We start from the raw sequence: 18,824 nt of genomic DNA, 5'->3' as shown, positions 1-18,824 counted from the left end.
CAGCCCTGGTTGGACGAACTCACAACGCCCGAGACGCTGGGGCTCAGCACGGTGTAGCCGGAGCCGTCCGCGTTCCACTGGTTGGAGCTGGGAGTGGCGGCGTTCTCGCTGGCGTGCTCGTTGTAATAGTAGGCACCGGCCACGAAATCGAGGTGCGGCAGGCTGCCGACCAGCTGGAGTTCCTGGCTGAACTGGTTCTGGTCGAGGAACGAAAGCGAGTAGCGGCTGAACTTGGCGTTCGGCAGGAACACGGTGCGGTGAGCGCCGCCCGAGTTGTCGTACTGGTCGGTGTGGACGTCACGCCAGGCGGTGATCGAGCGCAGCGTCAGGTTCGGATTGAGGTCGTAGCTGAGGTTGCCCATCACCCCCTGCGTGCGATCGACGCTGGGCTGCTGCGGCACGCCGATGTCCGCGGTCTTCATGCGCTTGTCGCCGCTGACCTGGACGAGCGGGGAAAGCGGGGCGATCTGCCCGGCCTTCAGCTTGCCGCCCTGGCTGGCGATATCCGCCAGCGTGGCGACCGTCAGGTTGTTCGGGTTGTAGTTGATGAGCTGGCTGTACATCGGCGTGTTGTCGTCACGCGACTTGTCGTACGAGATGTTCGCCGTCAGCCCTTCGAACGGCTTCCACTGGGCCTGGATCCGGCCGCCGACGCGGTCGTAGTAGTTCCAGCCGGTCTGCCCCGCGAGCGGGTTCTTCACCGTGGCGTCCTGGTGCTGGTAGACCCCGTCTACCTTGACCGAGATGTTGTGGAACTCGGGGAAGTCGATGTGCGCTTCGCCGTCGCGCTGGCCATAGTTGCCGAGGCCCGCCGAAACGCGGCCGCCGAATTCGCCGGTGGGCGCCTTGGTGACGATCGAGAGCGCCCCGCCTTCGGTGTTGCGGCCGAACAGCGTGCCCTGCGGCCCGCGCAGCACTTCGATGCGCTGCACGTCGAACAGCGCGGCGTTCAGGCCCTGCTGGCGGCCGAGGTAGACGCCGTCGAGGTAGACGCCCACGCCCTGGTCGCGCGCGGTCTGGTTGGCGTCGAACGGCACGATGCCGCGGATGCCGACGGTAAGGGCAGACTGGCGCGCTTCGAACGTGGCGACGCGCAGCGAGGGCACGGTGCCGCTGGCCAGGTCGATCAGGCTCTGGACGTGCTGCTTCTCGATATCCGCGCTGCCGATGACGGCGATGGCGATCGGAGTCTTCTGGAGGTCGGTCTCGCGCTTGGTGGCGGTGACGATGATCGGCACCGAGCCGTCGCTGTCGGCCGCGGCGGCGCTGTCGGCCGCGGGAGCGATTGTTGCGGCTTCATCGGCGAAAGCGGCTACCGGCGCCTGGCTCAACGCGACGATGCTGCAAGTGGCCGCCAGACGGATGGCGTGGCGAATCATGCGAAAACTCCCTGAAATGCTTGGTCTTCCTCCTTGCAGTCGCGGCAAGGGGCCCGCCCGGCGGGGCGACAGGGAGGCTGACTAGGCGCAACCCGCGTCACATCCGTGTTGCTTTCTTGTAATTTTCTTGACGCAATTGTGGCGACACGCGGCCGGGCGAACATGACAAATTTGACATGTGCATGGCGGCGATCACGGCACTATGTGGCCGGATCATTCGTATCGAAACTGCAGGATACCATGATCAAATCTGGCGACATCGTGCTGACCTCGGGCGACCTTGCCCATGTCAGCGCCGTTCGTGACAACTTCCTCTCCTTCGAGGCGGCGGTGATGAACGCAACCGAACTCTGCGCGCGGCCCGCCAGGGCCCCGACCTGGATCTTCGTGGACTGGCTTCTGCCGGAAATGTCGGGACTTCAGCTCTGCGGGCTGCTGCGCGACCGCATCAACGACCATCCCCTCCACATGACGATGATCCTGCCGGAGGCCGATCCGCGCGCCCAGGCCCGCGCGCTGGACGCGGGGGCGGACGACTACCTGATCGCGCCCCTCACCCCGCATGCGCTCGTGCAGCGCCTGCGAATCTACCAGCCTGCCGCGGCCGCGCGCAAGGAAACCCCGGCGATCCAGATCGGCGAGCTGATGATCCAGCCCGATTCGCATCTCACCCGGTACCGGGGTCTGGTCGTGCCGCTGCAATCGAATGAGCAGCGCCTGCTCAATCACTTCGCGCGCAATCCCAACCGGGTGTTCACGCGCGGCGAACTGATCGGCGTGCTGGGCAAGAGCGTGGAGGTCTGCGACGAGCGGACCGTGGACTCCTGGGTCAGCCGCCTGCGCCGCAAGCTGCGCTCGATGCAGGTCCCGCACCTGCCGCGCACCGTGCGTTCGTTCGGATATGTCTTCGACAGCGCCGAAGCCTGAGGGCGGCGGCCAACTGCGGCTGCGAAACCGCGATCAATCCGGGCCCTTGTGCCCGGGCCGCGCATATTCGGGATAATGGAACATGGCGCTGAAGACATGGCCGGCATCGGCGAACAGCGCTTCTGCGTCCATTTCCTTTTCCTTCAGCATCTCGTCCAGCGAATAGGCGATCTCCACCGACATGCGGGTGCGCCGCAGCACCAGTTCACGCGGAACATGCGCGAGATAGGGCATGTACATGTCCGTCAGCAGGTCCGAGACGAAGTTATGCGAGAACAGGCGGATCGGCGTGAGGCTCGGGATCGCCCGCAGCGCCCGCATGATCCACAAGGCGCCGGGCTCGCTGGCCGTGATCTCATGCATGGTGCGGATCAGTTCGACCACCTTGCCCTCGATCACGTCGAGCCCGGCCTCGCGGTAATTGTCCAGCCAGGCCTGTAGCGCCACGTTCTGCCGCTCCATGAAACGCTCGGCCAGGGCATGGAGAATCGCGTATTTGTCGTCGAAATAGCGATAGAACGCGGGCGGGGTCATTCCGGCGCGTTCGCAGATCTGGTTCGTCGAGATGCGCTCGATGCCCACCTCCCCCAGCAGATGCGCGGCGGAATCGAGCAAGGCATTGAATGTCTTGCGCGATCGCTCCTGCACGGGCCTGCGGTAAGGGGGTTTGTCAGGGTCCAATTCGTGCTCCGGACACCGCAAATGCCGCGTGGTGTCATAAAAATGATAATTATAGCTACCATATGCGGTCCGCACAGCAAATACAGGGGTCGCATCCATGTTCAAGTCCCGTTTCCGCGTGCAGGCCTCGGCCTGCGCGATGGCCGTCTTCGCCTGCGCTTCGGGCATCGCCCATGCCGACGAAGCCTCGCCCAACCCCGCCGCCGGATCGGGTGACGACATCATCGTCACCGCGCGCGCCGGCAGTGCGCAGAAGAAGGTCGAGGCGAGCTACGCCATCTCGACGATATCCGAAGCCGAACTGCAGATGAAGGCGCCCATCGGCGTGGGCGAGGCGCTGAAGAACGTGCCCGGCTTCTGGATCGAAAGTTCCTCCGGCGAGGCCAGCGGCAATATCCGCGTGCGCGGCATCCCGACCGACGGCTTCTCCGCGCTCTCGCTGCTGGAAGACGGCATCACCATCCAGCACGACGCCGGCCTCGGCTGGCTGAACGGCGACCAGGCCCTGCGCATGGACCAGACCATCCAGGGCATCGAAGTGGTGCGCGGCGGTCCGTCGTCGATCTTCTATTCGAACGCCCCCGGCGCGGTCGTGAACTTCATCACCCGGCGCGGCGGCGACCATCTGGAAGGTTCGGTCCGCTACGAAGTGGCCGACTACAATTCGCACCGCGTGGACGGCTGGGTCGGCGGCCCGATCGGCAACAGCGACTGGCGCTTCCTGGTCGGCGGCTATTACCGCCTGTCGGACGGCCAGCGCCACACCGGCTACCGCCAGGACGAAGGCGGCCAGATCCGCGCCACGATCTCGCGCGAGTTCGAGCGCGGCTCGCTCATGCTGGGCGTCAAGCGCATCGACGAGCGCATCGGCAACGCCATGGTCACGCCCTTCGTCAACGACAGCAATGGCGATCCGGTGGGCGTGCCCGGCTTCAACGCCAAGCGCGACATCATCGCCGGCAAGGAAACCCGCTATTTCGACTTCCTGACGCCGGACGGCGTGGAAAAGTTCGACAACGGCATCGGCACCACCATCAAGCTCACCCAGCTGACCGGCGAGTTCGACTACGAACTGACCGACAGCCTGCGCGTCGAGCACAAGATGCGCTACCGCGACAGCTACACCAAGCGCAACTCGATCACCCCGCGCACGGTCGCCTCGGCCGCCGACCTGCTGTCCTCGACTTATGGCAAGTACGTCGACACGGTCGCCGGCCAGACGCTGGGCTTCAACTATACCAACGGCAGCGGCCCGATGGACCTGGCCAATGCCAACGGCAACGGCCTGGCCCTGCTCAACCTCGCCCGTTCCTTCACCATTCCCGAAGACGAGTTCGTTTCCGACACCCGCTTCCTGCAGGACTTCGAACTGGCCGGCCACCACGACCTGGCGCTGGGCTTCTACTATGCCCACGTCAAGGAAACCTACCATTCGAACTCGGCGGCGATCTTCACCGACGTGAAGGACAATGCCGCCCTGCTCGACGCCGTGCTGCGCGATGCGGCCGGCAACACGCTCTACCAGTTCACCAATGACGGCATCGCCAGCTACGGCTCGGAATTCAACAACGCCTTCGGCAAGTCGGACACCATCGCCGTCTACGCCAGCGACGAATGGAAGCTGACCGACCGCCTGCGCGTCGATGGCGGCATTCGCTGGGAGCAGATCAAGACCAGCGGCCAGGTGGAAGGCAAGAGCACGATCAACCTCGGCCAGTCCGCCACCGCCGCCGACGACGCGGTGCTGGTCGGCTCGGGCGTGTTCGCGCCGTTCTCGCGCAAGTACGATCACATGGCCTGGACGCTCGGCGCGAACTACCAGCTCCAGCCGCGCATGGGCGCCTTCGCCCGCTTCACCTCCACGTTCCGCCTGCCCAGCGTCTCCAGCTTCCTCGGCAATGCGGCGGCCAGCCCGGTCACGCAGAAGATGGACTTCTACGAGGTCGGCCTGAAGTACGCCTCGCCCACGTTCGACGTCTATCTCACCGGCTTCAACTCGATCTACAAGAGCTACGAGATCAGCGACTATCGCCAGAACGCGGCCGGGCAATATGTGCTCAACACGGTCTACGGCGACACCAAGACCTGGGGCACCGAGCTGGAAGCCACCTGGCGCCCCGCGAATTGGTTCGACATCCACGCCAACTGGACCTGGCAGGACGCGCGCTTCACCGACTTCGTCTACACCAATTCCAGCGGCCAGGTCGTCGACTATTCCAAGAACCGCCTGATCCGCGTGCCGAAGCACAGCTTCCGCATCACTCCGGGCGTCAACCTGATGGACAACCGCCTGCGCGTGGAGGCTGACTTCGCCTACTACGGCCAGCGTTATGCCGAAGTGGCCAACCAGATCAGCCTGCCCGCCTATTCGACGGTGGACCTGAACGCCAAGTTCGACGTCAACGACCGGCTGACCTTCAACCTCTACGTCAACAACCTCACCAACACGATCGGCCTGACCGAGGGCAATCCCCGTGCCGGCTCGATCGACAACGAGGAAGTGGGCGACCTGGTCTACATCGCGCGCTCGATCTTCGGCCGCAGCGTGCGCGGCGCGGTGACGTTCAGGTTCTGATCGGCCTCTCCGCTCTCTCCCTCCGGCGGGCGCCATGGCCGCGCCCGCCGGAACCCTCACCTCCGGGGACAATCGACATGCCCAAGACCTTCTCCCGCCTCGCCTCGCTCGCCCTCCTTCTCGCTTCTGCCCTCGGGTCGCACCAGGCAATCGCGCAGGACCTGCCGGAATGGGACAAGGTGCCTCTGGCAAAAGGGCATGAGAAGCCGGACCTCGTGCTGACCGGCACGGTCGACCGTTCGGACTACCAGCGCAACGTCCCGGTCTCGTTCGACGTCCCCGGAGGCGTTACCCGCATCGGCGTGGAGTACGAATATACCCGCCCGGACGGGAAGACCGTGATCAACCTCGGCCTGTTCGACGGCAGGACGTTCCGCGGCTGGAGCGGCAGCAACAAGCACACCGTCGTGATCGACGAGAACAACGCCACGCCCTCGTTCATCGCCGGGCCGGTCGGCGGGCGGCGCTGGTCGCTCGATCTGGGCGTGTCCTATATCGGCGAAGGGGTGACCTCGCGCTTCACCGCCCGCATCTGGTTCTGGCGGCCGGGCGAAGTGCCAGCCGTCTCGACCTTCTCGCCCGAGCCGCTGGAAGCGGCCGACAAGTGGTATCGCGGCGACTTCCATCTTCACACCGGCCATAGCGACGGCTTCTGCACCAGCCGCCGGGGTCGCAGCGTGCCCTGCCCGCTCTACCGCACCGTGGATGCGGCGCTGGCCGCCCATCTCGATTTCGCGGCGATCACCGATCACAACAATGTCGCGCTCTATGGCTCGATGCGCGAACTCCAGCCCTTCTACGACGATATCCTGCTGATCCCCGGCCGCGAAATGACCACCGAGCAGGGCCACGCCAACGTCTTCGGCACCACCGAATATATCGACCACCGCCTCGGCGAGAAATCCATGCCCGACATGGCGACCATGATCGAGCGCGCCCATGCCGCGGGCGGCCTGTTCTCGATCAACCATCCGGGATCGCCCACCGACTTCCGTTGCCGCGGCTGCGGCTGGTCCGCCCCCGAGGCGACTTACGCCGCGACCGACGCCATGGAAGTGATGAACAGCGGCAACCTCTGGAAGCAGCTTGGCGGCGGGGACGCCGGGGGCGATGTGGCGATCTGGGAAAAGCAGCTCGCCCAGGGCCGCCGCATCACCGCGATCGGCGGCAGCGACAACCATGACGTCGATCTCGGCCGCCTCGGCGTCGGCTTCCCGACCACGCTGGTGCGGGCGCCGGAACTGTCCGAACGCGCCATTCTCGATGCCGTGAAGGCAGGCCACGTCATGATCGACATGACCGGAAAACCGGGCCTCGGCTTCGATCTCTCGGCGCGCGGCGGCGCCCGTGCAGGAACGGTCGGGGATGCCTTCGCGCTGCCTGCCGGCCAGACCCTGGAACTGGCGCTCACCATCACCGGCGCGAAAGGCCGCAAGCTCGTGGGCCTGGTCGACGGTCAGCCGGCGGCGGAACTCTCGGCCGAGAGCCTGACCGAAGCGCGGCAGGCCCTGCCGCTCAAGTGGACCTCGGACGGCCAGCGACACTGGATCCGTTTCGAACTGCGCGACGGGGCGCAGCGGCTCTTCATGACCAATCCGGTATATGTGAACTACTGAGCTTCCCGCTCCGCAGGGCCGACCGGATGGGCCTGGACTGCGGCGAAACGCTTGCCAGGAGAGGGCTGGGACGGCTTGACCGGGTAAACTCAATCAAATAGGTTGAGAATACCCGGTCAGGAGTTCGTACAATGCCGATTGAAATCCGCAAGCATGGGCGCGTCGGCGCCGAAATCCTCGGGATCGACCTCGCCCGTCCGCTGACGGAAGACGATCTTTCGGCGATGCGCGCGGCTTTTGCCGAACATGGCGTGGTCTTTTTCCGCGACCAGTCCATCACCGAACAGCAGCATATCGACTTCGCCCGCCATTGGGGCGCGATCAACATCAACCGCTTCTTCACCGCCCATTCGGTCTATCCGGAAATCGCGCTGGTGGTGAAGGAACCGGACCAGCAGCACAATATCGGCGGCGGCTGGCACACCGACCATTCCTACGACTTCGCCCCCGCGCTGGGCTCGATCCTGGTGGCCCGCGAACTGCCGCCGCAAGGCGGATCCACGGCCTTCGCCTCGATGTACGCCGCCTATGACGCCTTGCCGCCGCCGCTCAAGGCGCAAGTGGAGGGGCGCCATGCCGTCCATTCCGCACGCCATGTCTTCGGAAGCAGGGCCGGCGCTTACGAGGCCGCGCAGGACACCCGGCGGGACGGCCGAATCGGCAATGCCGGCGCTGCGGACCTGCTGGACGACCCGGTCCATCCGGTCATCATCACGCACCCCCTCAGCGGCAAGCGCGCAGTCTACGTGAACCCCAGCTTCACCCTGCACATCCAGGGCCTGTCCGAAGAGAACTCGCGCGGCTTGCTCGAAGAACTCTATGCCCATTGCCGCCGTCCGGAATTCCAGGAGGATTTCCACTGGCGGGAAGGTTCGATCGCCTTCTGGGACAACCGTGCCACCTGGCACTACGCCTACAACGATTACCACGGCCATCGCCGCGAGATGCACCGCATCACCATCGAGGGCACCCAGCTCGGCTGAATCGGTCGCGGCGGCACCCGGGTTTTCTCGCAGTTGAAGGGTGCGGGGCTTTGCAGCACGATGGGGCGCTGCTCCCTTTGGGTAGGGCCCGGGACGGATACCGTCCTTATGGAAACGCACCGAAGGGCGCTCTTTTCGCGCGCTTCGGCGCTGGCGGGGCCGCCGAACCCTTGGGAAACCGCGGAGTTCCGCATCGGCCAAAAGGTGGACTTGCCACCCTGCAAATACATATTTAATGTCAACCAAATCGATTGAGTTTAGGCAATGCGCCTTCTGACGGGAGACATGACACGATGAAAGCCGGAACCCTCAATCGCCGCCTGTTTATTTCGGTGGCCGCCGCAACGGCACTGGCCGCCTCTCTGGCGGGCTGCTCCGGCGGCAAGTCGGGCAACGCGGTGGAGATCACCAATGTCTCCTACGACCCCACCCGCGAACTCTATCAGGCCGTGAACCCGGCCTTCGCCGCCTACTGGAAGAAGAAGTCCGGCCAGGACGTGACCTTCCGCATGAGCCACGGCGGATCGGGCAAGCAGAGCCGCGCCATCATCGACGGATTGGAAGCAGACGTCGCCACCCTGGCGCTGGCCTATGACATCGACGTGATCGCGGACAAGGCCAGGCTGCTCCCGGCCGACTGGCAGAAGGCCCTGCCCGACAACAGCGCGCCTTACACGTCCACCATCGTGTTCCTGGTCCGCAAGGGCAATCCCAAGGGCATCCACGACTGGGCCGACCTGGTGAAGCCGGGCGTGCAGGTCATCACGCCCAATCCCAAGACCAGCGGCGGCGCGCGCTGGAACTTCCTGGCCGCCTGGGCCTACGGCCGCAAGGCGGGCGGATCGGATGCCGCCGCCGAGACGTATACGAAGCGCCTCTTCGCGCAAGTTCCGGTGCTTGACAGCGGTGCGCGCGGCGCCACGACCACTTTCGTCGAACGCGGCATCGGCGATGTCCTGCTGGCCTGGGAGAACGAGGCGCTGCTGGCCGAAAAGAAGCTCGGCGCCGGCAAGTTCCAGATCGTCGTCCCCTCGATCTCGGTCCTGGCGGAGCCGCCGGTCGCCGTGATCGCGAACAATGCGAAGAAGCACGGTACCGAAGCGGTTTCCAAGGCCTACCTCGAATATCTCTACACACCCGAGGCCCAGGTCGCGATCGCACGCAACTTCTACCGGCCGAGCGACCCCAAGATCGCGGAACAGTTCGCCGGGCAGTTCCCGAAGCTGAACCTCGTCACCATCGACAAGGACTTCGGCGGCTGGACCAAGGCGCAGAAGACCTTCTTCGACGACGGCGGCGTGTTCGACCGCATCTACACCAAGAAGTAAACCGCGCCCTTCGCGCCAGAAATCGAGCAGGCCACTGCAGATGCCATCCATGACGACGCGCAAGGCCAGCTGGCGTGCGCCCTCCGTGTTGCCCGGCTTCGGGCTGACCTTCGGGTTCAGCCTGGCCTGGCTTTCCCTGATCGTGCTGATCCCGCTTTCCACGCTGTTCCTGAAGTCCGCCGGCATGGGCTGGCACGCTTTCGTGGACGTGGGCTTTTCCTCCCGCGCCCTCACCGCCTATCGCCTGAGCTTCGGCACCGCCATCGCCGCGGCCTTCGTCAACGCCGTCTTCGGCCTGCTCGTGGCCTGGGTGCTGGTGCGCTATGAATTTCCCGGCAAGCGGGTGGTGAGCGCGCTGGTGGACCTGCCCTTCGCGCTGCCCACCGCCGTTGCCGGCATTGCCCTGACCGCGCTTTACGCGCCCAGCGGCTGGGTCGGCCAGTACCTCGATCCGCTGGGCATCAAGGTGGCCTTCACGCCGATCGGCATCACCGTGGCGCTGATCTTCATCGGCCTGCCCTTCGTGGTCCGCTCGGTGGAGCCGGTGCTGGCCGACCTGGGCAAGGACGTGGAGGAAGCCGCCGCGACCCTGGGCGCGAACCGGGCGCAGACCTTCGCCCGCGTGATCTTCCCGGCGATCCTGCCCGCGCTCTTCACCGGCTTCGCGCTGGCCTTCGCGCGCGGCGTGGGCGAATATGGCTCGGTGATCTTCATCTCGGGCAACATGCCCGGCCGCACGGAGATCGCCCCGCTGCTGATCGTCACCCAGCTCGAACAGTATAATTACGACGGCGCCACGGCCATCGCCATGGTCATGATGCTGGTGTCCTTCGCGGTGCTCTTCACGCTCAACGCGCTCCAGTCGATCCGTCGCAGGAGGCTCGGCGCATGAGGCGGCACGCTCCCGGCACCGAGAGCCGGACCGCACAGGTCCTGCTGATCGGCCTTGCCCTCACTTTCCTGGCCTTCTTCCTGATGCTGCCGCTGGTCGCGGTGTTCAGCGAAGCGCTGAAGCAGGGCATCCGTCCCTTCCTGGACGCGGTGACCAACCCCGACGCCTTCTCGGCGATCCGGCTGACGCTCATCATCGCGGCGATCAGCGTGCCGCTCAACATGGTCTTCGGCCTTGCCGCCAGCTGGGCGATCACCAAGTTCAGCTTCCCCGGCAAGAACCTGCTGCTGACGCTGATCGACCTGCCCTTCTCGGTCTCCCCGGTGGTCTCGGGCCTGATCTTCGTGCTGCTGTTCGGGGCGCAAGGCCTGCTGGGGCCATGGCTGTCAGCGCACGGCGTCAAGATCATCTTCGCCGTACCCGGCATCATCCTCGCCACCGTGTTCATCACCTTCCCCTTCGTCGCGCGCGAGTTGATCCCGCTGATGATGGAGCAGGGCAAGGACGACGAGGAAGCCGCGCTCTCGCTGGGCGCCAACGGCTGGCAGACCTTCTGGCATGTGACCCTGCCGAACATCCGCTGGGGCCTGCTCTACGGCGTGCTGCTCTGCAATGCCCGCGCCATGGGCGAGTTCGGCGCGGTCTCGGTCGTCTCCGGCCATATTCGCGGCGAGACCAACACCATGCCGCTGCATGTCGAGATCCTCTACAACGAATACGATTTCGTCGGAGCCTTCGCGGTCGCCTCGCTGCTGGCCGCCCTCGCCCTCGTCACGCTCGTCCTCAAGAGCGTGCTCGAATGGCGCTTCGACCTTCACTCGGGAGCAAGCCATTGATCCGCGTCCAGAACATCACCAAGCGTTTCGGCAACTACCCGGCGCTTCACGGCATCGACCTGGAGATCCAGCCGGGCGAGTTCATCGCCCTGCTTGGCCCCTCCGGCTCCGGCAAGACGACCCTGCTGCGCATCATCGCCGGCCTGGAGTTCCAGGACGAGGGCCACGTCTACTTCGACGGGCAGGACGTTTCCGACATTCCCGTGGGCAAGCGCAATGTCGGCTTCGTGTTCCAGCAATATGCGCTGTTCCGCCACATGACCGTGGCCGACAACATCGCCTTCGGCCTCAGCGTGCGCAAGGCCCGGCTGCGCCCGGCCAAGGCGGAGATCAAGGAACGCGCGCAGGAACTGCTGCGCGTGGTCCAGCTGGAAGGGCTGGGCGACCGTTATCCCGGCCAGCTTTCCGGCGGCCAGCGCCAGCGCGTGGCGCTCGCTCGCGCGCTGGCCATCGAACCGAGCCTGCTGCTCCTGGATGAGCCGTTCGGCGCACTCGATGCCAAAGTCCGCAAGGACCTTCGCCGCTGGCTGCGCGACTTGCACAAGCAGATGGGGCTCACCTCGATCTTCGTCACGCACGACCAGGAAGAAGCGCTCGAACTCGCCGACCGCGTGGTGGTGATGGATCACGGCCGGATCGACCAGATCGGCACGCCCGAGCAAGTCTACATGGAGCCCGCCACCGCTTTCGTCTCGCACTTCGTGGGCGAGACCAACCGCCTGCCCGACGGCCGCCACATCCGCCCGCACGACATCGAGATCGTCACCGCGGCCAGCGGCCGGGGCGAAGGGCAGCTGCTGGTGGACAACGTGTTCCGCAAGGGCGGCGCCTGGCGCGTTGAAGGGCGGCTCCACGGTAGCGAGACGATCGTCGAGATCGACGTGGATGCCCATGAGCCGCCGCCCGGGATCGGCCAGACGGTCGCCATCGCCGCACGCCGGGCCCGGACCTTTGCACTGGCGGAGGAAGCCTGATGACCCGCGACAGCCAGTCCGAGCGCAATCTCGAGGAAAGCCTCGCAAAAGTCCGCGAGGCCCTGCAGGACTTGCGCTACGGCCAGATCGCCCTGACCATCCACGACGGCCGCGTCGTCCAGCTCGACGTCACCGAGAAGAAGCGCTTCTGATCCGCCAGCGCTCCCGGACGCGGTCCGGGAGCGCTGGCCCCCTTCTCGCCGCAACATGAATCTTTTGTAACCTTGCCTCCACGCCGGCTCCATGCCGCCGGGGTTAGAACGGCCATGCGGTCCGGGAACCGAATTTGACATTCGCACCCTCGTCATTGCCTCTGGTTCCCGGGCCGCACCTTCCAGAAGACCAATGAGCCTCCGGGCGGCGTTCCCCCACGCCGCCCGGAACTTCGTGAGGCACGCCGTGGCAGCACCTGTTTTCTTCGACCCCACCGGAAACCGGCGCGTCCGGGTCCGCCGCCTGTCGTTCCTGGCGCTGCTGCTGGCGATCGCCGCCTGCGTCGTCTTCGCGACGACCGTGGCCAGCGTACCGGCCCCGCCGCCGCTGCCCATCGCTTACGAACATGCCTCCCCCCTGCCGTTCCGCGCGCAGATCGGCCACCTCACCCGCAGCGCACGCAAGTTCCTGTTCGGCAAGGCGGCCGTCCAGACCCCGACGCCCGGTGCAAAGCCGATCACGGTGGGCTTCTACACGCCCTGGAGCGACGACAGCGCCACATCGCTGGAACGCCATATCGATCGGCTGGACTGGGTGGCCCCGGCCACCCTCTCCGTAGACGCGACCGGCGCTCTCAAGGTCGACGACGATGCGCGCCTGAAGCACATCCTTTCCTCCGCGCTCCACCGCCCGCTGGTGGTGCCGGTGCTCCAGAACACCGTCGACGGTGACTGGCAGGGCGATGCCACCGCCGCCCTGCTCGCCCGCCCGGTCCGCCGCCGCGCCCTGGAAACGCAAGTCGCCGCCTATCTCGACCGGACCTCGGCCGCTGGCGTCATGGTCGATTTCGAAACCATGCCCAGCGCCAGCCTGCCCAACTTGCGCCTCTTCCTGAGCGAACTGCGCGCGGTTCTGGCGCCGAAGCACCGGATCGTCTCGGTCACCATGCCGATCGACAATCCCGAATGGTCGATGCGCGCCTTCGGGCAAGTCGCCGACCGGCTGGTGCTGATGGCCTATGACGAGCACTGGCAGGGCGGCACACCCGGCCCGATCGCCTCGAACCCGTGGTTCGCGCAGAAGGTCGCCCATGCCCTGGCCGGATTGCCGCGCGGCAAGGCGATCGTCGCTCTGGGCGAATACGCCTACAACTGGCACGATGGCAAAGCCGACAGCATGACGGTGGAGGAGGCCTGGCTCGACGCGCACGACAGCGGCGCGCCGCCGCAGTACGACGCCATGAGCGGCAATGCCGGCTATTCCTATGACGATCCGCAGGACGGCCAGGATCACCGCCACGACGTGTGGATGCTGGATGCGGCCGCGACCTGGAACGAGATGCAGGTTCTCTCGCGCCTGGGCGTGGGCGACATCGCGCTCTGGCGCCTCGGCTCCGAAGATCCCGGCTTCTGGAACACGGTTAAGGCCTGGCGCACCGGCACGCGGCCGAACCTCACCCGCCTTGTCCAGGCCGCCAATGTCGACGTGGAAGGCCAGGGCGAGATCCTCGACGTGACCGCCACCCCGCAGGAAGGCAGCCGCACCGTCGGTTTCGATGCGGCCACCGGCATGATCTCGGCGGAAAGCTACACCCGCCTGCCCACGCCTTACGTCGTCCACCGGATCGGCGCCCTGCCGAAGAAAGTCGCCCTTACCTTCGACGACGGCCCGGACGCCACCTGGACCCCGCGCATCCTCTCGATCCTCGAACAGTACCACGTCCCCGGCACGTTCTTCGTCGTGGGCGAAAACGCGCTGACCAACCGCGACCTCATCAAGCGCATCGCCGACGACGGCGACGAGATCGGCAACCACAGCTACACGCACCCGAACATGGCCGAGGAAGCGGCGACCGGCATCGGCCTGGAACTCAACGCCACGCAGCGCCTGGTAGAGGCCACCACCGGCCGCTCCACGCGCCTGTTCCGCGCACCCTATTTCGGAGACGCGGAGCCCACCACGGCCGACGAACTGGTGCCGGCGGCCATCGCCCACGCCCGCGGCTATACGGTGGTCGGCCTCCACGTCGATCCGGACGACTGGAAGCGCCCCGGCGTGCAGCATGTGATCGACAGCACGATCGCGCAGGTGGAATCCGCCTCGCCCGACCGTTCGGAAAACGTGATCCTGCTGCATGACGGCGGCGGCGACCGTTCGCAGACCGTGGCGGCGCTGCCCGTCATCATCGAGCGCCTGAAGCAGGACGGCTACACGTTCGTGCCCGTCTCCACCCTTGCCGGCCTTTCGCACGATGCGGTGATGCCCAAGGTCGACGGCGTGGACCTGGCCGCCGTTCGCGCCGACGTGGCGCTGTTCGGCGCGCTGGCGGCGATCCTGGTGGCGCTCAACTGGACGTTCTTCTTCGCGATCTCGCTGGGCGTGCTGCGCTCGATCGGCCTCGCCTCGCTGGCAAGCCTGCTGCGCCGTCCGCAGCCGATGGCCGCCCCGGAGGACACTTGCGATCCGCTCGTCACCGTCATCATTCCCGCCTTCAACGAGGAACGCGTGATCGAGGCCTCGGTGCGGCGCGTGCTCGAAAGCGACTATCGCCAGCTCCAGATCATCGTCGCCGACGATGGATCGAAGGACCGGACGAGCGCCATCGTCCGCGAGGCTTTCGCCAGCAATCCCCGCGTCGAACTGCTCACCCTGGTCAACGGCGGCAAGGCCGCGGCGCTCAACCGGGCCCTGAAGGATGCGCGCGGCGGCGTGATCGTGGCGCTCGATGCCGATACCCAGTTCGAACGCGAGACGATCTCGCGCCTGGTGCGCTGGTTCGCCGATCCCGCCATCGGCGCGGTCGCGGGCAATGCCAAAGTGGGCAACCGCGTGAATCTCGTCACCCGCTGGCAGGGCGTGGAATATGTCACCGCGCAGAACCTGGAGCGCCGCGCGCTGACCCGGCTGGACGCGATCATGGTCGTGCCCGGCGCGGTCGGCGCCTGGCGCCGCGAAGCACTCGACGATGTCGGCGGCTATCCCGAGGACACTTTGGCGGAGGATCAGGACCTCACCATCGCCATCCAGCGCAAGGGCTGGAAGATCGCCTACGACGAAGACGCGGTGGCCTGGACCGAAGCGCCGGAGAGCTTCCGCGCGCTGTCCAAACAGCGCTTCCGCTGGTCGTTCGGAACGCTCCAGTGCCTCTGGAAGCACCGCGGCACCCTGGCCAAAGGCCGTCCTTCCGGCCTCGCCTTCATCGGCATGCCGCAGGCCTGGCTGTTCCAGATCGTCTTCGCGGTGATCTCGCCCGCCATCGACCTTGCCCTGCTGATCTCAATCGCCGGCACCGCCTTGCGCGTCTCGCAGCACGGCTGGGCCCAGACCCAGACCGACGTGCTGCGCATGGGCGCCTACTGGCTGGCCTTCACCCTGGTGGACCTCGCCTGCGGCTGGATCGCCTACCGCCTCGACACCCGCCGCGAGCGCTTCCGGCCGCTGCTGCTGCTGGCGCAGCGCTTCGTCTACCGCCAGCTCATGTATAGCGTGGTGATCCGCGCGGTGAGCGCCGCTTTCGCCGGCAAGGGCATCGGCTGGGGCAAGCTGGAGCGCACCGGCCGCGTCACCGCGACGCCGGGCGCCGGCCCGGCAACGCCGGCACGGGAGCGCGAACTGGAAACGGTCTGAAGGGCGCGGAAATCGGCGCGGAGATCGGCGTCAGGCCGGAATGCCGAGCCGGACCTCCAGCCCGCCGCCCGGCGTTTCCGCCAGTTCGACGCGCCCGCCATGCAGCTTCGCCACGGCCTCGACCAGCGCCAGCCCAAGCCCCGAACCGGCGACCGCGCGGCTGGGATCGAGCCTGCCGAAACGCTGCAAGGCCGCCTCGCGCCGCGCTTCCGGGATCCCGGGCCCATCGTCGCGCACGCCCAGCACGACCTGTCCCTCGCGCCGCCGGGCAAAAAGCGCGATGGTGCTGCCGCCTTCGGCATATTTGACGGCATTGTCGACCAGGTTGCCGAGCGCCTGGCTCATCAATTCGCGGTGGAGCAGCACGGTGAGCCCCACCGGCGCCTCGGCTCGCAGCACGAAGCCCGCGTCCTCGGCATAGGGCTCGTAGAGCGCCGCGAGATCGCCGAGGAAATCGCCCGCTTCCGTCTGCTCGAAGCGCTCGCGGCCGATACCGGCTTCCGCACGGCCGATCTGGAGCGCGGTGGTGAGAATGCGGGTGAGCGTATCCGCCTCGGTCAGGGCGCGCTGCATGGCAGCCTCGGCAGCCGGATCACGCGCCTCCAGCGCCGCCTGTTCCAGCACCGCGCGCAGCCGCGTGACGGGCGAGCGCAAGTCGTGCGCCAACCCTTCCGCCACCACGCGCAGCTCGCCCACCAGCGTCTCGATCCGCGCGAGCATGGCGTTGATCTCGCCGGCAAGCTCGTCGAAAGCGTCGCCCGAACCGTCCAGCGTCACGCGGGCGTCGAAAGCGCCGCTGCCCACCCGGTGCGCGGTCTGCGCCATGTCGTGGACGCGCTGGCCCACCAGCCGCGAGGTCAGGACCGCCACCAGCATCGCCAGCGGCAGGGCCAGGAACAGCGCCGCGAACAGCGCCTGCTCGAAACTGTGCTGCAGCTTGAGGTCGCGCCCGATCTCGATTCCGGCCAGCAGGATCGTACCGTCCGCAAGCCGCGTCTCGGATAGCGCCATGTTCAGCGGCTGGGCGCTGTCGCTCCGGTAGAGCACGGTCTCGAACTGGCCGCCCGCCTCGGGATCGGGCGGCGGCAGGGCCGAAAGATTGCCCACCAGGCTGCGCCCCTCACGATCGGCCAGGAGCAGGACCGGCGCACGGCGGCCCTCGCTGCGCAGCCGCCGCTCGATATTCGCCTGGAGCGCCGCCGATCCGCCGTCCTGATAAGTGTCCAGCAAGTCGTCGCGCAGTTCCTCGACCAGCGCCCGCTGCTCGTCCCGCACGCTCTGCTGACCGGCGATCCATACGAAAGTCAGCACCCCGCCGGTGGCGACGAGCTGGAACAGCACGACCGGAACGAAAAGGCGGAACGTCGTCGAGCGCAGGAAGCGCGGCAGGCGCGCGGGCGCGACCCCGCCGCCCGTCAAGCCGCCAGTCCCAGGCGGTATCCCGCCCCGCGCACGGTGTGCAGCAGCGGCGCCGCGCCGTCCTCGTCCAGCTTGCGGCGCAAGCGGCTGACATGCACGTCGATGACATTGGTGCCGGGATCGAAGTGATAGTCCCACACCGCCTCCAGCAGCATGGTGCGCGTCACCACTTCGTCGACATGGCGCAGGAAGTATTCGAGCAGGCGGAATTCGCGCGGCTGGAGATCGATGGCGCGGCTGCCGCGCCGCACCTTGCGGGCCAGCAGGTCCATTTCCAGATCGCCGCAGGCCAGCCGGGTTTCAACCGCCGCCTGCCCGCCGCTGCGCTTCACCAGCAGGCGCACCCGGGCGAGCAGTTCCGCAAAGGCGAAAGGCTTGGTGAGATAGTCGTCCGCGCCGGAGGTGAGCCCCGCCACGCGGTCATCGGTCGATCCCAGGGCCGACAGCACGATCACCGGCGTCTCGATCCCGCCTGCGCGCAGGGCGCCCAGTACCGACATGCCGTCCATCTGCGGGATCATGCGGTCCAGCACGATGGCATCGTAAGTCCCGTCGCTGGCCAGGAACAGCGCATCGCGCCCGTTCGCGGCCCGATCGACCACGAAGCCCTCCTCGGCCATGCCCTTGGCGATATAGGTCGCCGTGGCGTCGTCGTCCTCGACGACCAGCAGCTTGTGACCCATTTCTTTGCCCGGCCCCTTCACATCGCGGTTCAGAGCCCTTGCGGCCCCGGCTCCCGGGCAAGATCGATCGTGCGGACCGCGCCCTGGTGCACTACCTTCAGGTGAATAGGCCGTTGTCCGCGCTCAGACAACTCCTCGGCGAGGGCCTGCAGGCTCGGCGGTTCGTGGCCGTCGGCGCTTTCGATCCAGTCTCCCACCGCCAGCCCCGCCTTCTCGGCATAGCCGCGCGATCGCACGCTGGTGACGACCAGCCCCGGCTGCGGCCCCGGCACCGGGTCCGCGGTGAAGTCCAGAGCCTGCCGCCAGCCCTCGGCCGAAAGCGTGCCATGGGGATGGGGCAGGGTCTGGCCGATCAGGCCGAAGTGCCGCTGCGCCCAGATGTCGCCCCAGGTCAGCGCGCCGGTCACGGCCAGCAGCGCGCCCAGCATCGGCAGCAGGCTGAGTATCCGCGTCCTGCGGCGACTGCCCAGGTCCTGCGCCTCGCTCACGCGAAAGCCTCCTGGCCCAAAGCCGGCTGGCCCAAAGCCGCTCGGCCACAGCAGGACATGCAGCCGGGCCTGCCGGCAAGGAAAGGGGAGATGGGCGAAACGAACATGAAGCGGCACGATCCTCGGCGCCAGTACGAGACTGACCGCAAGCTACACCCTTGCCCTGCACTATCGCAGCACGGCGTGCCGGAGTCACATTAAGGAAAGTCCATGTTTGCTCCACGCTGCGGCAAGGTCCGCGCGCCCAGACCTGCAGCATGAAG

15 protein-coding genes (1 of these 15 only partly in view) are annotated in these 18,824 nt (G+C 66.8%); 10 read left to right on the top strand and 5 right to left on the bottom strand.

Going from position 1 to position 18,824, the window contains the following annotated elements; all coding sequences use genetic code 11:
- A protein-coding gene (locus ACZ1J6_RS01460; protein WP_134095981.1) for a TonB-dependent receptor crosses the window boundary here: on the bottom strand, positions 1-1,379 show its 5' portion. The gene continues 1,030 nt to the left of window position 1, outside the view; the window shows 1,379 of its 2,409 coding nt (coding positions 1-1,379); it begins with the start codon at positions 1,377-1,379; its stop codon lies off the left edge, out of view.
- A 240-nt stretch (positions 1,380-1,619) separates the two neighbouring features.
- Here ACZ1J6_RS01460 and ACZ1J6_RS01455 point away from each other — a divergent pair, with 240 nt between their 5' ends.
- Positions 1,620-2,306, top strand: a complete 687-nt coding sequence (locus tag ACZ1J6_RS01455) for a response regulator transcription factor (RefSeq protein WP_165921495.1) — start codon at positions 1,620-1,622, stop codon at positions 2,304-2,306.
- 33 nt (positions 2,307-2,339) lie between these two features.
- Here the strand turns inward: ACZ1J6_RS01455 and ACZ1J6_RS01450 are convergent, their stop codons facing one another.
- A complete protein-coding gene (locus ACZ1J6_RS01450) occupies positions 2,340-2,921 on the bottom strand; it encodes a TetR/AcrR family transcriptional regulator (protein WP_465127380.1) in 582 nt (193 codons plus the stop codon).
- Positions 2,922-3,084: 163 nt separating this feature from the next.
- Here ACZ1J6_RS01450 and ACZ1J6_RS01445 point away from each other — a divergent pair, with 163 nt between their 5' ends.
- From ACZ1J6_RS01445 to ACZ1J6_RS01405, 9 genes are all read left to right on the top strand, one after another.
- A complete protein-coding gene (locus ACZ1J6_RS01445; RefSeq protein ID WP_134095978.1) occupies positions 3,085-5,562 on the top strand; it encodes a TonB-dependent receptor in 2,478 nt (825 codons plus the stop codon).
- A gap of 77 nt (positions 5,563-5,639) precedes the next feature.
- The gene (locus ACZ1J6_RS01440) at positions 5,640-7,178 is read left to right on the top strand and encodes a CehA/McbA family metallohydrolase (protein WP_431567293.1); all 1,539 of its coding nucleotides are present in this window, start codon (positions 5,640-5,642) and stop codon (positions 7,176-7,178) included.
- A 131-nt stretch (positions 7,179-7,309) separates the two neighbouring features.
- Complete coding sequence (locus tag ACZ1J6_RS01435) at positions 7,310-8,161, top strand: TauD/TfdA dioxygenase family protein (protein WP_134095976.1); 852 nt, start codon at positions 7,310-7,312, stop codon at positions 8,159-8,161.
- A 293-nt stretch (positions 8,162-8,454) separates the two neighbouring features.
- Positions 8,455-9,489 (top strand): sulfate ABC transporter substrate-binding protein, encoded by a 1,035-nt coding sequence (locus ACZ1J6_RS01430; RefSeq protein WP_134095975.1) that lies wholly within the window; start codon positions 8,455-8,457, stop codon positions 9,487-9,489.
- Positions 9,490-9,538: 49 nt separating this feature from the next.
- Positions 9,539-10,381 (top strand): sulfate ABC transporter permease subunit CysT, encoded by an 843-nt coding sequence (gene cysT, locus ACZ1J6_RS01425; RefSeq protein WP_243654393.1) that lies wholly within the window; start codon positions 9,539-9,541, stop codon positions 10,379-10,381.
- Positions 10,378-11,217, top strand: a complete 840-nt coding sequence (gene cysW, locus ACZ1J6_RS01420) for a sulfate ABC transporter permease subunit CysW (RefSeq protein WP_132268810.1) — start codon at positions 10,378-10,380, stop codon at positions 11,215-11,217. The genes cysT and cysW overlap by 4 nt, the downstream gene beginning before the upstream one ends.
- Complete coding sequence (locus tag ACZ1J6_RS01415; RefSeq protein WP_243654394.1) at positions 11,214-12,191, top strand: sulfate/molybdate ABC transporter ATP-binding protein; 978 nt, start codon at positions 11,214-11,216, stop codon at positions 12,189-12,191. The genes cysW and ACZ1J6_RS01415 overlap by 4 nt, the downstream gene beginning before the upstream one ends.
- Positions 12,191-12,343 (top strand): YezD family protein, encoded by a 153-nt coding sequence (locus ACZ1J6_RS01410; protein ID WP_132268813.1) that lies wholly within the window; start codon positions 12,191-12,193, stop codon positions 12,341-12,343. The genes ACZ1J6_RS01415 and ACZ1J6_RS01410 overlap by 1 nt, the downstream gene beginning before the upstream one ends.
- A gap of 247 nt (positions 12,344-12,590) precedes the next feature.
- Positions 12,591-15,971 carry a glycosyltransferase gene (locus tag ACZ1J6_RS01405; RefSeq protein ID WP_134095974.1) on the top strand — a complete coding sequence of 1,127 codons (3,381 nt, stop codon included), beginning with the start codon at positions 12,591-12,593 and terminating at the stop codon, positions 15,969-15,971.
- Between the two features lie 30 nt (positions 15,972-16,001).
- Here the strand turns inward: ACZ1J6_RS01405 and ACZ1J6_RS01400 are convergent, their stop codons facing one another.
- The 3 genes from ACZ1J6_RS01400 to ACZ1J6_RS01390 are packed head-to-tail and all read right to left on the bottom strand — an operon-like array spanning position 16,002 to position 18,561.
- Complete coding sequence (locus ACZ1J6_RS01400; RefSeq protein WP_243841241.1) at positions 16,002-17,390, bottom strand: sensor histidine kinase; 1,389 nt, start codon at positions 17,388-17,390, stop codon at positions 16,002-16,004.
- Complete coding sequence (locus ACZ1J6_RS01395) at positions 17,387-18,073, bottom strand: winged helix-turn-helix domain-containing protein (RefSeq protein WP_132268819.1); 687 nt, start codon at positions 18,071-18,073, stop codon at positions 17,387-17,389. Before ACZ1J6_RS01395 ends, ACZ1J6_RS01400 begins: the two co-directional genes overlap by 4 nt.
- Before the next feature lie 29 nt (positions 18,074-18,102).
- Positions 18,103-18,561 carry a PDZ domain-containing protein gene (locus ACZ1J6_RS01390; RefSeq protein ID WP_134095973.1) on the bottom strand — a complete coding sequence of 153 codons (459 nt, stop codon included), beginning with the start codon at positions 18,559-18,561 and terminating at the stop codon, positions 18,103-18,105.
- Positions 18,562-18,824 lie beyond the last annotated feature (263 nt).

The sequence above is a fragment of the Novosphingobium sp. BL-S-21 genome, from assembly GCF_055521655.1.
The sequence above is the reverse complement of the archived record's forward strand: the minus strand, read 5'-3'. Positions and strand labels throughout refer to the sequence as shown.